Origin of the sequence: Enterobacter sp. 168J2, assembly GCF_034107265.1 — a bacterium.
GTDB classification, from domain to species: domain Bacteria; phylum Pseudomonadota; class Gammaproteobacteria; order Enterobacterales; family Enterobacteriaceae; genus Enterobacter; species Enterobacter nematophilus.
On sequence record NZ_JAWNEB010000001.1, the window covers coordinates 155,077 to 168,392 of the forward strand.

The following is a 13,316-nucleotide window of genomic DNA, read 5'->3' on the forward strand; positions in this document are numbered from 1 at the left end:
TTAGGCGCACGGCTCCCGCCCGCTAAAGCCGGGAGCCGTCAGAGTTTAAGGGGTGACGATATTGAACATCTGCGGGAAGACATCCAGTAGCCCGAGTAATTCGTCCAGCTTCTGCGGGTTACCCTTCAGAGATACCGTGCCGTCACCGAGGATTTTATCCACGGGAACGGTGTGGCTGATTAGCCTCGCCACGTCGACGACATTGGCTTTGAGGCTGAATGCCGCATCGGTAAACGGCAGCCCTTTGTGATAGATAATTACGCTGTTATTGAGCTCCACGCCGTAGGTGTCGCCCTCTGGCAGCGTCCAGTTGAAACGAAGGGTTTTGCCGTTCGCTTTCGGGCCGTTTAACGTCACGCCCATATAATCAAGCAGGGTGTCAGGTTCGATACTGGCGGTTAAATCGCTATCCAGCGTACTGGCGACCGGCAGGACAGGAACGCCATCACGAAGCTCCTTCGCTCCGCTGAGGTATTCGTTGCGCCAGATGGCGTTTTCGCTTTGATAGCCCAGCTGCGTAAAGATTTCCGCCTGCAGATCTTTCGCCTGCCTGTTGTCTGGATTGGCGAAAATAAGATGATTGAGCAGCTGCGCCGCCCAGCGATAATTCCCGCTGTCCGCCGCCTGTTTTGCCTGCTGATAAACCTTCTTCTCGCCTCCCATCAGGCGAACATATCTCGGGGCGGCCTCTTTCTCTGGTAGCGGGTGCAGGTTGGCAGGGTTGCTGTCATACCAGCCCATGTAATACATATACATCGCTTTGGCGTTATGGCTGAGCGAGCCGTAGTAGCCCCGGTTGAACCAGCGCTTGCCGATGCTGTCCGGCAGGGTGAGTTTTTCAGCCACTTCATCCATGCTGTATCCTTTGTTGATGAGGTTCAGCGACTGGTCGTTGATGTATTTGTACATGTCGCGCTGGGCGGCGATGTAATCTTTTACCCGCGCATTATCCCAGACGGGCCACAGATGCTGGCTGAGCGCGATCTCTGCCTTATCGCCATATTTCACCAGCGCTTTATCCAGCGCCTTCCACCAGTTAACGGCGCTGCGGACTTTTGCACCGCGCAGGGTGTACAGGTTGTGCATCGTGGCGTTGAAGAGTTCGGAGCCATCAAACACTTTGAACTGCGGGAACCACATCATCATTTCCGATGGTGCCTCGGTGCCCGGCGCGAGAATAAAGTTCACCTCAACACCATCAATCATTACGCGCTGCTCTGGCTGGCTGATGATATTGGTGGGGGCGATGAGCGTGTTTTTGCTGGTGGCGATAGTTTTACCGATCCCGTTGTCCACGTGGCCCACAGCGCTCGGTTTGACCATCATCGCGTACATATAAAGCGCGCGGCGACTCATCGCGTTACCGGCCAGGAAGTTTTCGCTGGCGGCTTCTTCCATAAACCCTTCCGGCGCGTATATTTTGACTTTGCCGCTCTTAACATCCGTTTCGGACGCTACGCCTTTGACGCCGCCGAAATGGTCGAGATGGCTATGGGAATAAATCACCGCGACAACCGGCTTTTTGGGCCGATGCTGATAATAAAGCTCCAGCCCGGCACGTGCTGACTCGGGAATAACCAGTGGGTCGATGATAATTAATCCGCTATCCCCTTCTATGATGGTCATGTTTGAAACGTCGATACCGCGTATTTGATATACGCGGTCGGTAACCTTAAAGAGACCGTTAATATTATTCAGCTGTGCGTGGCGCCAGAGGGAAGGGTTAACGGTATCGGGCGCTTCGCCTTTTAAAAATGACCAGTTCTCAAGGTTAACAACGGTTTTTCCATTGTCGTTTTTTATGATCAAAGGATTTATGGTGGCGATAAATCCCCGTTTTGCATCTTCGATATCGCGCTTGTCATCGAAGTTGAGCTTCTGATACATCGCCGCGTTATATTCACGGGTGTAGGCAGAGGCGGAGGGGGCGACGCCGGTTGCGCAGGCCTGTGCAGATGCCGCCAGGGTGAGCATGAGGAAAGCAATTTTCTTGAGTTTCATAGCCTGAATCCCTTTGTGTAAAAGACCACGCCGAGAATGAGGCATAACGAAACCGGAAAAGAGAAATTATATCCGCGAGTAGTATGAACTGTGCGGAAAGAAAACGAAAGTTTGGCAATTCATCTCTTGAGTGAATGAATGACGCAGAGCCAGCGTTGATAAGGGGTAAAAGCGCAGAGTTTGTTAAAATGAAAATAATAAGCGTGAGCGCGCTCACTTTATATTATTTATGTCGTAAATAGTAAACTTGTCAGGGCTTACAAAAAGGTACAGACAGAAATATTTCAATCCATCAATTATTATGCTCTGCTGTAATACAGGGCGTAAAATTAGCGATGGCGACGCGCAATTAACGTGAAGCGGTAATCATCGCTTTTAAAACGATTGCGGCTGTATTCAAAAACTCTGCCGTCTTTGAGAAAGCCGCGCGAAATCTTTTCCAGGATCGGTCTGGTGGGATCAATACCCAGTGCGGCGATCGTTTCCTCATCCGGCATGACCGGGACGATCTCCTGCTCGCTGCGATCGATAACCATTTTTTTGATCTGCTCAATGTAGTGGTATTTGGAGTTTTCCATCACTTCCCAGGTCAGGTCAGGAAAGAGCGCGAGAGGCATCCATGTCTCTTCCAGCGTCACCGGTTTTTGCTTAATAAAGCGTACGCGTTTGACGTGCCACACTTTCTCGCCCGCTGTCAGCAGCAGCGTCTGCGCCAGCGATTCATCCGCTTTGACAACCTCAAAAATCTGCACGTCGCTGTGGGTTTCAACGTTCCGGTCCGCGAGTTTTTCGTAAAAACTGGTGAGCTGATAAATATCGTAATTGACCCGCTCCTCTTTCACATACGAGCCGCTGCCCTGAATGCTCTCAATAATGTTCTGTTCGGTAAGCAGCTTAAGCGCCTGACGTACCGTGACGCGGCTGACTGCGTAGGCTTCCTGCAGGGCAGACTCTGTGGGTAACGCATCGCCAGCTTTAAGTTCGCCGCGCTGAACTTGCTCGCGCAACGCGTCTGCAATCTGTCGATACATCGGTTTGCTGGTCATGTTATTCCGTTTTTGTATTGTTTTCTTAATACTATTCTCGCTAATTATGCACCGTCATTGAACTTTGTAAATAATACAAATTAAATACAAATATTGCACCGTAAGTGAAAGTGATCACATAAATGTATGGTTTATTCTGGCACACTCGGCGCATACATTTTTTCTTATGGTGAGAATGATGATTAACCTGACGGCGTTAACGCATCCTGATGCGCTGTGCCTCAACGCACATTTCAGTAGCCGTGACGAAGCTATTCACGCGCTGGCCGAGCGGCTGGTCTCGCTTGGCAAAATTACCGACTCGCAGGCTTTCGTTGATGAAGTCTTCGCTCGCGAAAGCCTGGGGCCAACGGCGCTGGGCGAGGGGCTGGCCGTGCCGCACGGTAAAAGCTCCGCGGTGAAAGAGGCGGCCTTTGCGGTGGCAACCTTGCGCGAGCCGCTGCTGTGGGAAGGCGTGGAGGGTCCGGAGCCGGTAGACCTGATTTTTCTGCTGGCAATCCCTCCTGCGGAAGCAGGCAGTACGCATATGCAGCTGCTGACGGCGTTGACCACCCGGCTGGCGGATGATGATTTACGGGCACGCGTGCAGGCAGCGTCCACCCCTCAGGCGCTGCTTGAGGCACTGGATACGAAAGAGGATGCGCAAGTAAGTGCGTTCTCGCAGGATGCCCCGACCGTCGTTTGCGTCACCGCCTGTCCGGCCGGGATCGCCCATACCTATATGGCTGCGGAGTATCTGGAAAAAGCGGGACGCAGGCTTGGCGTCAACGTGGTGGTCGAAAAGCAGGGGGCGAACGGTATTGAGGGGCGCATTACCGCGCAGCAGCTGCGGGAGGCTAAAGCGTGCATTTTTGCCGCAGAAGTGGCGATCAAAGAGAGCGAGCGTTTCCAGGGGATACCCGCTATCTCCGTGCCCGTCGCGGAGCCCCTGCGCCATGCTGAAGCGCTCATTGAGCGCGCGCTGGCGCTGCAGCCTGCATCCGATGCGCGTCCTGCGCATGTCGATACCGAAACGAAAAAGAGCGTTAAAACTGAACTCAAGCAGGCGCTTCTCAGCGGTATCTCTTTTGCGGTGCCGCTGATCGTCGCTGGCGGTACGGTGCTTGCCGTGTCGGTACTGCTGGCGCAAATTCTGGGCCTGCAGCACCTGTTTGACCAGGAAAACTCGTGGCTGTGGATGTACCGCAAGCTTGGCGGCGGCATGCTCGGCATTCTGATGGTGCCTGTTCTGGCGGCCTATACCGCTTATTCGCTGGCGGATAAACCCGCGCTGACGCCGGGCTTTGCGGCCGGTCTTGCTGCGAATATGATCGGCTCCGGTTTTCTGGGCGCTATCGTCGGGGGGCTGATCGCGGGCTACCTGATGCGCTGGGTGAAAAATCACATCCGCCTGAGTAGCCGCTTCAACGGTTTTTTGACCTTTTATCTCTATCCGGTCATCGGCGTGCTGGGCGCGGGCAGTCTGATGCTGTTTGTGATCGGCGAACCGGTGGCCTGGCTCAACAACACGCTCACCGCCTGGCTTAACGGTCTGTCCGGCGCGAATGCGCTGCTCCTCGGGGCGATACTCGGGTTTATGTGCTCATTCGACCTCGGCGGGCCGGTTAATAAAGCCTCTTACGCGTTCTGCCTGGGGGCGATGGCGAACGGCGTTTACGGGCCCTATGCGATCTTTGCCTCCGTCAAAATGGTGTCGGCCTTTACCGTGACGGCGTCAACGATGCTGGCGCCGAAGCTGTTCAAACCATTTGAAATTGAAACCGGTAAATCGACGTGGCTGCTCGGCCTGGCGGGCATTACCGAAGGGGCGATCCCGATGGCGATTGAAGATCCGCTTCGCGTCATTGGCTCATTTGTGCTCGGCTCCATGGTAACAGGCGCGATTGTTGGCGCGATGGGGATCGGGTTATCCACGCCGGGGGCCGGTATTTTCTCTCTCTTTTTACTTCACGATGCAGGGCTGAGCGGTGTGGTTGCGGCGGCGGGCTGGTTTGGCGCGGCGCTGGTGGGGACCGCTATCTCCACGTTTGTTCTGCTGCTCTGGCGACGTCAGGCGGTAAAAAAGGGCAAGTACGTCACTGAAGACGCCATACCGTAAAAACTCACAAAACAGGAAACGAAGATGAAAGCTGTATCTCGCGTTCATATCACGCCGCATATGCACTGGGACCGTGAGTGGTACTTCACCACTGAAGAGTCGCGTATTCTTCTGGTCAATAATATGGAAGAGATCCTGGCCCGCCTGGAGCAGGATGACGAATATAAATATTACGTCCTCGATGGCCAGACGGCGGTGCTGGAGGATTATTTTGCCGTCGTGCCCGAAAACCGGGCACGCGTGAAGGCGCTCGTCGAGCGCGGAAAGCTGATAATCGGCCCATGGTATACCCAGACCGATACCACCCTTGTCAGCGGCGAGTCGATTGTCCGCAACCTGATGTACGGCATCCGGGACTGTATGGCATTCGGCGAGCCGATGAAGATCGGTTATCTGCCGGATTCGTTTGGTATGTCCGGCCAGCTTCCGCATATCTATAACGGATTTGGCATTACCCGCACCATGTTCTGGCGCGGCTGCTCTGAACGGCACGGGACCGATAAAACCGAGTTTCTCTGGCAGAGCCAGGACGGCAGTGAAGTCACGGCACAGGTGCTGCCGCTGGGCTACGCGATTGGTAAGTACTTACCGGAGGACGAAGCCGGGCTGCGCAAACGGCTCGACAGCTATTTCGACGTTCTGGAAAAGGCCTCCGTCACCAAAGAGATTTTGCTGCCCAACGGCCACGATCAGATGCCGCTGCAGCAGAATATTTTCGCGGTGATGGATAAGCTGCGTGAAATCTATCCGCAGCGTCAGTTTGTGATGAGCCGCTTTGAGGAGGTGTTTGACCACATCGAGGCGCGCCGCGATGAGCTGGCAACTCTGAAAGGGGAGTTTATCGACGGGAAATACATGCGCGTGCACCGGACAATCGGCTCCACGCGCATGGATATCAAAATCGCCCATGCGCGTATCGAGAACAAAATTGTCAACATCCTCGAACCGCTGGCGACGCTTGCCTGGACGCTGGGCTTCGATTACCACCACGGCCTGCTGGAGAAGATGTGGAAAGAGATCCTCAAAAACCACGCTCACGACAGCATCGGCTGCTGCTGCAGCGACAAGGTGCATCGCGAGATTGTCTCCCGCTTTGAACTGGCCGAAGACATGGCGGACAACCTGGTGCGTTTCTATATGCGCAAGATTGCCGACAACATGCCGCAAAGCGACGCCGACAAGCTGGTGATGTTCAACCTGATGCCCTGGCCGCGTGAAGAGGTGATGAACACCACGATTCGACTGCGCGCCAGTCAGTTCCGTCTGTTGGATGATAAAGGCAACGAGATCCCGTATTTCATTCGCAGCGCGCGCGAGCTGGACCCTGGCCTCATTGACCGGCAGATTGTCCATTACGGCAATTATGAGCCGTTTATGGAGTTTGATATTCAGCTCAGCCAGATACTGCCATCGATGGGCTACCGTACGCTGTTTATCGAGCCAAACGTGGCCGGGAAGGTTCTCCCTCCGCTGAAAAACACCGAATCCCTGCTTGAAAACGCCTTCTGGCAGATTGATTTGAATAACGATGGTACGCTGCGCCTGCGCGACAAAGAAACCGGGCTGATTTATGACCGGGTGCTGGAAATCGAAGAGAGTTCGGATGATGGCGATGAGTACGACTACTCGCCTTCGCGGGAAGAGTGGAGACTCACTTCAACGCAGGGCGAGCATCACGTCGAGGTGATACACGAAGGCTGGCAGAGCAGGGCGGTGATCCGCCATCGAATTGCTGTACCGGCGAATCTGGCCGAACGCGCGGCGCGCCAGCAAAATGGCTCTCTCAACGTAGAGTTTGACGTCACGCTTAGCCATAACAGCAGGCGTATTGATGTGGCCGTGCGTCTGGATAATCAGGCTGACGACCACCGCGTTCGCGTGCTGATCCCAACGCCGTTTATGACAGAGGACGTGTTAGCGGATACGCAGTTTGGCACGCTCACTCGTCCGGTGAAGGACGCTGCGATGGAAAACTGGCAGGAGGAGGGGTGGAAAGAAGCGCCGGTTCCCGTCTGGAACTTACTCAACTATGCCGTCCTGCAGGAAAAACGCAACGGGCTTGCGCTGTTCACCGAAGGACTACGCGAGTTTGAAGTGGTAGGCGAGGATAAAAAAGCATTTGCTTTGACCCTGCTGCGCGGCGTGGGGTTACTCGGCAAAGAAGATTTGCTGTTGCGCCCCGGCAGACCTTCAGGAATCAAAATGCCCGTCCCTGACTCCCAGGTGCGCGGTTCATTAAGCTGTCGCTTTAGCCTCTTCAGCTTCAGTGGAACGCCGGAAAACGCGGGCGTCGCGCAGCAGGCTAAATCGTGGTTAACGCCGGTGCAGTGCTACAACAAAATTCCCTGGGACGCGATGAAGCTCAATCGCTCGTCGTTTACCACGCCGGAAAGTTACAGCCTGCTGGCACTTTCGCCAACGGGATGCGTGCTCAGTACGCTCAAAAAGGCTGAAGATCGAGACGAGTTCATTCTTCGTCTGTTCAACCCTTCGGAGTCCAGCGCATGTGACGCGACGTTATCCGTGAATCCAACGGTGAAGCGGTGCTGCGAAACGGACATGAATGAACGGGTAATTGACAATCGTGAAGAAGAGGGCATTGTCGGGGCGTTCAGACCGGGACAGTCACGGACCTTTAGCATCCTTCTTGCCTGAAAACCGCTGACGCGATCAAAAGGCCGCAGAGTTTGCGGTCTTTTTTCATTAAATAGTCACGCTTCGGTGTTAACTTCCGGGATAATAAAAGTAAATCAAATGTAATTTCTAAGGATTGCAAAAACAGAATGGAAAAATAAACTGGCCCAGCTACGCTTATTGTTTGTCCCGCTTCGGCAGGGCGTTTTCTCTCGCGTTAAATAAAATCACTTCTGTTTATATTTTTTTCGTCTTCGATAACCAATCGCATCTTTGCATGCACATATCATTAACATGGTTTTTACCATTCTTACCGCGGCTAAACATGATTAACATCAAGACCTGTTTTTGATTTAAATCAAAGTTTAATGCTTGGAAAAAGATGCTGAAAAGCGCTAAATTGTCCCCGATCAAAATGGCCGAAAAGTGGTAATTTTGCTATAAATTGATCGCCGTCGAAAAACGTAAATGTGATTCAATAAAAACCTGTTTATTGTAAGGGTTTTGCAGCGTATTATATTTGCGGGATCAATTTGAGTTTTTTATTAACCTATTTGTAACCTGTCGTCATCGTTTTTATCCTTCTCCAGGGTAATAACGACGACCAGGATGCGAATAATTTGTATTGGGGCATGCGTGTGGATCTCTCTCTGACGGGGTTCACTCTCGGAGTCTTCATGCGATGAGCAAGGAGTCATAATGTTAGACGTAGTCGAACTGTCGCGCTTACAGTTTGCCTTGACCGCGATGTACCACTTCCTGTTTGTGCCACTGACGCTCGGTATGGCGTTCCTGCTGGCAATCATGGAAACGGTTTACGTCCTCTCCGGCAAACAGATTTATAAAGATATGACCAAGTTCTGGGGCAAGTTGTTTGGTATCAACTTTGCGCTGGGCGTGGCAACCGGTTTGACCATGGAGTTCCAGTTCGGGACTAACTGGTCTTACTATTCCCACTATGTAGGGGATATCTTCGGTGCGCCGCTGGCCATTGAAGGTCTGATGGCCTTCTTCCTCGAATCCACCTTTGTAGGTCTGTTCTTCTTCGGCTGGGACCGTCTGGGTAAAGTCCAGCACATGGCCGTAACCTGGCTGGTGGCATTAGGTTCGAACCTGTCCGCGCTGTGGATCCTGGTGGCGAACGGCTGGATGCAGAACCCGATCGCGTCTGACTTCAACTTCGAAACCATGCGTATGGAGATGGTCAGCTTTGCCGAGCTGGTTCTGAACCCGGTCGCTCAGGTTAAATTTGTTCACACCGTCGCATCTGGCTACGTGTGCGGCGCGATGTTCGTGCTGGGTATCAGCTCCTACTACATGCTGCGCGGTCGTGACTTCGCGTTTGCCAAGCGCTCCTTTGCTATCGCAGCAAGCTTCGGTATGGCTGCAATCCTCTCCGTTATCGTTCTGGGTGATGAATCCGGTTACGAAATGGGCGACGTGCAGAAAACCAAACTGGCCGCTATCGAAGCTGAATGGGAAACCCAACCGGCGCCTGCTGCCTTTACGCTGTTCGGTATTCCCGATCAGGACGCGCAGGAAAACCGCTTCGCCATTCAAATTCCTTACGCGCTGGGTATCATCGCAACCCGTTCTGTCGATAAGCAGGTAACGGGTCTGAAAGAGCTGATGGTTCAGCACGAAGAGCGTATCCGTAACGGTATGAAGGCTTACTCGCTGCTGGAACAGCTGCGTGCCGGCTCTACCGACCAGGCCGTTCGCGATCAATTTAACGACGTGAAGAAAGACCTGGGCTACGGTCTGCTGCTGAAGCGTTATACCCCGAACGTTTCTGACGCGACGGAAGCACAGATTCAGATGGCGACCAAAGACTCGATTCCACGCGTTGCGCCACTGTACTTCGCATTCCGTATCATGGTGGGCTGCGGCATCATCATGCTGCTGATCATTGCGGCGTCCTTCTGGTCCGTGATTCGTAACCGCATCGGCGAGAAAAAATGGCTGCTGCGCACCGCGCTGTACGGTATTCCACTGCCGTGGATCGCGATTGAGTCCGGCTGGTTTGTTGCAGAGTACGGCCGTCAGCCATGGGCGATTGGTGAGGTGCTGCCAACGGCGGTCGCGAACTCTTCCCTGACGGCAGGCGACCTGATCTTCTCCATGCTGCTGATCTGTGGTCTGTACACCCTGTTCCTGGTGGCTGAACTGTTCCTGATGTTCAAGTTCGCGCGCCTTGGCCCAAGCAGCCTGAAAACCGGTCGCTATCACTACGAGCAGTCCACTGCGACTACTCAGCCGGCACGCTAAGACAGGAGTCATCAAATGATCGATTATGAAGTATTGCGTTTTATCTGGTGGCTGCTGGTTGGCGTTCTGCTGATCGGTTTCGCCGTCACGGATGGTTTCGACATGGGGGTGGGGATGCTCACCCGTTTCCTAGGCCGTAATGACACCGAGCGTCGAATCATGATTAACTCCATCGCCCCTCACTGGGACGGTAACCAGGTGTGGCTGATCACCGCAGGCGGCGCGCTGTTCGCTGCCTGGCCGATGGTCTACGCGGCTGCGTTCTCCGGCTTCTATGTGGCGATGATTCTGGTGCTGGCCTCTTTATTCTTCCGTCCGGTTGGTTTCGACTACCGTTCCAAGATTGAAGATACCCGCTGGCGCAACATGTGGGACTGGGGCATCTTCATTGGTAGCTTCGTTCCACCGCTGGTGATTGGCGTAGCGTTCGGTAACCTGCTGCAGGGCGTACCGTTCCACCTCGACGAATATATGCGTCTTTACTACACCGGTAACTTCTTCCAGCTGCTGAATCCGTTTGGCCTGCTGGCCGGCGTGGTGAGCGTGGCGATGATCATCACTCAGGGCGCAACTTACCTGCAGATGCGTACTGTCGGTGAACTGCACCTGCGTTCTCGTGCTACTGCACAGGTTGCGGCACTGGTGACCCTGGTCTGCTTCGCTCTGGCAGGCGTGTGGGTGGTGTACGGTATTGATGGTTACGTGGTGACGTCTGCTATCAACCACTCGGCACCGTCTAACCCGCTGACCAAAGAAGTGGCGCGTCAGGCTGGCGCATGGCTGGTGAACTTCAACAATACCCCTGCGCTGTGGGCGATCCCGGCTCTGGGCGTGCTGCTGCCGCTGCTGACCGTGCTGACGTCTCGTCTGGAGAAAGGTGCTCTGGCGTTCGTGTTCTCTTCACTGACGCTGGCGTGCATCATCCTGACGGCGGGTATTGCCATGTTCCCATTCGTCATGCCATCCAGCACCATGCTGAATGCTAGTCTGACCATGTGGGATGCAACCTCCAGCCATATGACGCTGAACTTAATGACTTACGTTGCTTGCGTGTTCGTTCCGATTGTTCTGGCATACACCATCTGGTGTTACTGGAAAATGTTCGGTCGTATCACTAAAGAACATATCGAAAGCAACACCCACTCTATGTACTAAGTAAGGAGCTGAATATGTGGTATTTCGCATGGATTTTAGGGACGCTTCTTGCCTGTGCTTTTGGTGTCATCACTGCCCTGGCGCTTGAGCACGTAGAAGCGACCAAAACGGGTGAAGAAAAACACTGATGAATATTATCGCGAAGCTTTACGCGGTAATGGATAAGCGCCCGTTACGGGCGCTTTCTTTAGTGATGGCATTACTGCTGGCAGGCTGTATCTTCTGGGACCCGTCGCGCTTTGCGGCAAAGACCAGCGAGCTTGAGATCTGGCACGGCTTCCTCATCATGTGGGCGGTTTGTGCTGGGGTGATCCACGGCGTGGGCTTTCGTCCGAGAGCGGTCCACTGGCAGGGTATCTTCTGCCCGCTCATTGCCGACCTGGTTCTCCTCGCAGGTCTGATTTTCTTCTTCTTCTGAATAAGAAATGTCCGTTAACGTTATGGGCTTACCCGAGCCCATAAAAATTTACTCTCCGTTTACTTTCTCCCATTCCAAACCATCTTTCCCGCGCGTATAGTAGCGAAGTTTGAAAGCTCCAACTTTTATTGCATTACCGGGATGTAAAGTGAATACAACGCTGTTTCGATGGCCGGTTCGTGTCTATTACGAAGATACCGATGCCGGTGGTGTGGTTTACCACGCCAGCTACGTTGCTTTTTATGAACGGGCACGCACAGAGATGCTGCGCCATCATCACTTTAGTCAACAGGTGCTGTTGGCTGAGCGAGTTGCCTTCGTGGTACGCAAGATGACGCTTGAGTATTTTGCGCCTGCCAGACTCGACGATATGCTCGAAGTCCAAACTGAAATTACATCAATGCGCGGGACCTCACTGGTATTCACGCAGCGGATAGTCAACGCAGAGAACACCGTACTGAACTCAGCTGAAGTACTGATTGTTTGTGTTGATCCAACCATAATGAAGCCTCGTGCGCTTCCTAAGTCTATTGTCGCGGAGTTTAAGCAGTGACTGACATGAATATCCTTGATTTGTTCCTGAAGGCAAGCCTTCTGGTTAAACTTATCATGTTGATTTTGATTGGTTTTTCAATCGCATCCTGGGCCATCATTATCCAGAGAACGCGTATCCTCAATGCTGCTGGCCGTGAAGCGGAAGCGTTTGAAGATAAGTTCTGGTCGGGTATTGAGCTTTCTCGTCTGTATCAGGAGAGCCAGGGACGTCGTGAAAACCTGACCGGCTCCGAGCAAATCTTCTATAGCGGATTCAAAGAGTTTGCTCGCCTGCATCGGGCAAACAATCATGCGCCGGAAGCGGTTGTGGAAGGGGCCTCGCGTGCGATGCGTATCTCCATGAACCGTGAACTGGAAAACCTTGAAACGCACATTCCTTTCCTCGGTACCGTCGGCTCCATCAGCCCGTATATCGGTCTGTTTGGTACCGTGTGGGGGATCATGCACGCCTTTATCGCGCTGGGCGCGGTGAAGCAGGCGACGTTGCAGATGGTTGCACCGGGTATCGCTGAAGCACTGATTGCGACCGCTATCGGTCTGTTTGCGGCAATCCCGGCGGTAATGGCTTACAACCGTCTGAACCAGCGCGTGAACAAACTGGAACTGAACTACGACAACTTTATGGAAGAGTTCACCGCGATTCTGCACCGTCAGGCGTTTACCAGCACCGAGAGCAACAAGGGGTAAACCATGGCCAGATCGCGTGGACGAGGTCGTCGCGAGCTCAAGTCCGAAATCAATATCGTTCCACTGCTGGACGTCCTGCTGGTACTGCTGCTGATCTTCATGGCGACAGCGCCGATCATCACCCAGAGCGTGGAAGTCGATCTGCCGGATGCGACAGAATCACAGGCGGTGAGCACCAATGACGATCCTCCGGTCATCATTGAAGTTTCCGGCGTAGGGCAGTACAGCGTGGTGGTAGAAAAAGATCGTATGGATCAGCTTCCACCCGAGCAGGTGATTGCTGAGGCGCAGCGTCGCCTGGAATCAAATCCGAAAACGGTCTTCTTGATCGGTGGCGCGAAAGACGTACCTTACGATGAAATTATTAAAGCGCTGAACTTGCTACATAGTGCGGGTGTTAAGTCAGTTGGCTTAATGACTCAACCTATTTGATCATCCGCGTAGTTTTTGGGAA

General features: G+C 53.4%; 11 protein-coding genes. 9 read left to right on the forward strand and 2 right to left on the reverse strand.

All coding sequences use genetic code 11. The annotated features are described in order from the left end of the window. Positions 1–45: 45 nt before the first annotated feature. Both USG84_RS00745 and USG84_RS00750 read right to left on the reverse strand, forming a co-directional pair. The gene (locus USG84_RS00745) at positions 46–2,001 is read right to left on the reverse strand and encodes an alkyl/aryl-sulfatase (RefSeq protein ID WP_253541247.1); all 1,956 of its coding nucleotides are present in this window, start codon (positions 1,999–2,001) and stop codon (positions 46–48) included. A gap of 329 nt (positions 2,002–2,330) precedes the next feature. After that, on the reverse strand, positions 2,331–3,047 hold the full coding sequence (locus USG84_RS00750; RefSeq protein WP_151412747.1) for a GntR family transcriptional regulator: 717 nt from the start codon (positions 3,045–3,047) through the stop codon (positions 2,331–2,333). Between the two features lie 181 nt (positions 3,048–3,228). Here USG84_RS00750 and mngA point away from each other — a divergent pair, with 181 nt between their 5' ends. From mngA to tolR, 9 genes are all read left to right on the forward strand, one after another. After that, complete coding sequence (gene mngA / locus USG84_RS00755; RefSeq protein ID WP_253543475.1) at positions 3,229–5,145, forward strand: PTS 2-O-a-mannosyl-D-glycerate transporter subunit IIABC; 1,917 nt, start codon at positions 3,229–3,231, stop codon at positions 5,143–5,145. A gap of 24 nt (positions 5,146–5,169) precedes the next feature. Continuing rightward, positions 5,170–7,800, forward strand: a complete 2,631-nt coding sequence (mngB, locus tag USG84_RS00760) for a mannosylglycerate hydrolase (protein WP_253541251.1) — start codon at positions 5,170–5,172, stop codon at positions 7,798–7,800. Between the two features lie 678 nt (positions 7,801–8,478). After that, the gene (gene cydA / locus USG84_RS00765; protein WP_045261075.1) at positions 8,479–10,047 is read left to right on the forward strand and encodes a cytochrome ubiquinol oxidase subunit I; all 1,569 of its coding nucleotides are present in this window, start codon (positions 8,479–8,481) and stop codon (positions 10,045–10,047) included. Between the two features lie 15 nt (positions 10,048–10,062). Next, positions 10,063–11,202 carry a cytochrome d ubiquinol oxidase subunit II gene (gene cydB, locus USG84_RS00770; protein ID WP_028012386.1) on the forward strand — a complete coding sequence of 380 codons (1,140 nt, stop codon included), beginning with the start codon at positions 10,063–10,065 and terminating at the stop codon, positions 11,200–11,202. Between the two features lie 14 nt (positions 11,203–11,216). Continuing rightward, the gene (gene cydX / locus USG84_RS00775; RefSeq protein ID WP_151412749.1) at positions 11,217–11,330 is read left to right on the forward strand and encodes a cytochrome bd-I oxidase subunit CydX; all 114 of its coding nucleotides are present in this window, start codon (positions 11,217–11,219) and stop codon (positions 11,328–11,330) included. Then, complete coding sequence (ybgE, locus tag USG84_RS00780; RefSeq protein ID WP_061098845.1) at positions 11,330–11,620, forward strand: cyd operon protein YbgE; 291 nt, start codon at positions 11,330–11,332, stop codon at positions 11,618–11,620. Before cydX ends, ybgE begins: the two co-directional genes overlap by 1 nt. Positions 11,621–11,768: 148 nt before the next feature. Further along, entirely contained in the window at positions 11,769–12,173 is a 405-nt protein-coding gene (ybgC, locus tag USG84_RS00785) for a tol-pal system-associated acyl-CoA thioesterase (protein ID WP_003858593.1), read from the forward strand. Further along, complete coding sequence (tolQ, locus tag USG84_RS00790; RefSeq protein ID WP_008501101.1) at positions 12,170–12,862, forward strand: Tol-Pal system protein TolQ; 693 nt, start codon at positions 12,170–12,172, stop codon at positions 12,860–12,862. The genes ybgC and tolQ overlap by 4 nt, the downstream gene beginning before the upstream one ends. A 3-nt stretch (positions 12,863–12,865) precedes the next feature. Further along, positions 12,866–13,294 carry a colicin uptake protein TolR gene (gene tolR, locus USG84_RS00795; RefSeq protein ID WP_003858589.1) on the forward strand — a complete coding sequence of 143 codons (429 nt, stop codon included), beginning with the start codon at positions 12,866–12,868 and terminating at the stop codon, positions 13,292–13,294. Positions 13,295–13,316: the final 22 nt, after the last annotated feature.

Coding starts and splice junctions, on each gene's coding strand:
- cydX (WP_151412749.1), top strand. CDS start 11,217: ATGTGGTATTTCGCATGGATTTTAGGGACGCTTCTTGCCTGTGCTTTT.
- mngB (WP_253541251.1), top strand. CDS start 5,170: ATGAAAGCTGTATCTCGCGTTCATATCACGCCGCATATGCACTGGGAC.
- ybgE (WP_061098845.1), top strand. CDS start 11,330: ATGAATATTATCGCGAAGCTTTACGCGGTAATGGATAAGCGCCCGTTA.
- cydB (WP_028012386.1), top strand. CDS start 10,063: ATGATCGATTATGAAGTATTGCGTTTTATCTGGTGGCTGCTGGTTGGC.
- cydA (WP_045261075.1), top strand. CDS start 8,479: ATGTTAGACGTAGTCGAACTGTCGCGCTTACAGTTTGCCTTGACCGCG.
- USG84_RS00750 (WP_151412747.1), bottom strand. CDS start 3,047: ATGACCAGCAAACCGATGTATCGACAGATTGCAGACGCGTTGCGCGAG.
- tolR (WP_003858589.1), top strand. CDS start 12,866: ATGGCCAGATCGCGTGGACGAGGTCGTCGCGAGCTCAAGTCCGAAATC.
- USG84_RS00745 (WP_253541247.1), bottom strand. CDS start 2,001: ATGAAACTCAAGAAAATTGCTTTCCTCATGCTCACCCTGGCGGCATCT.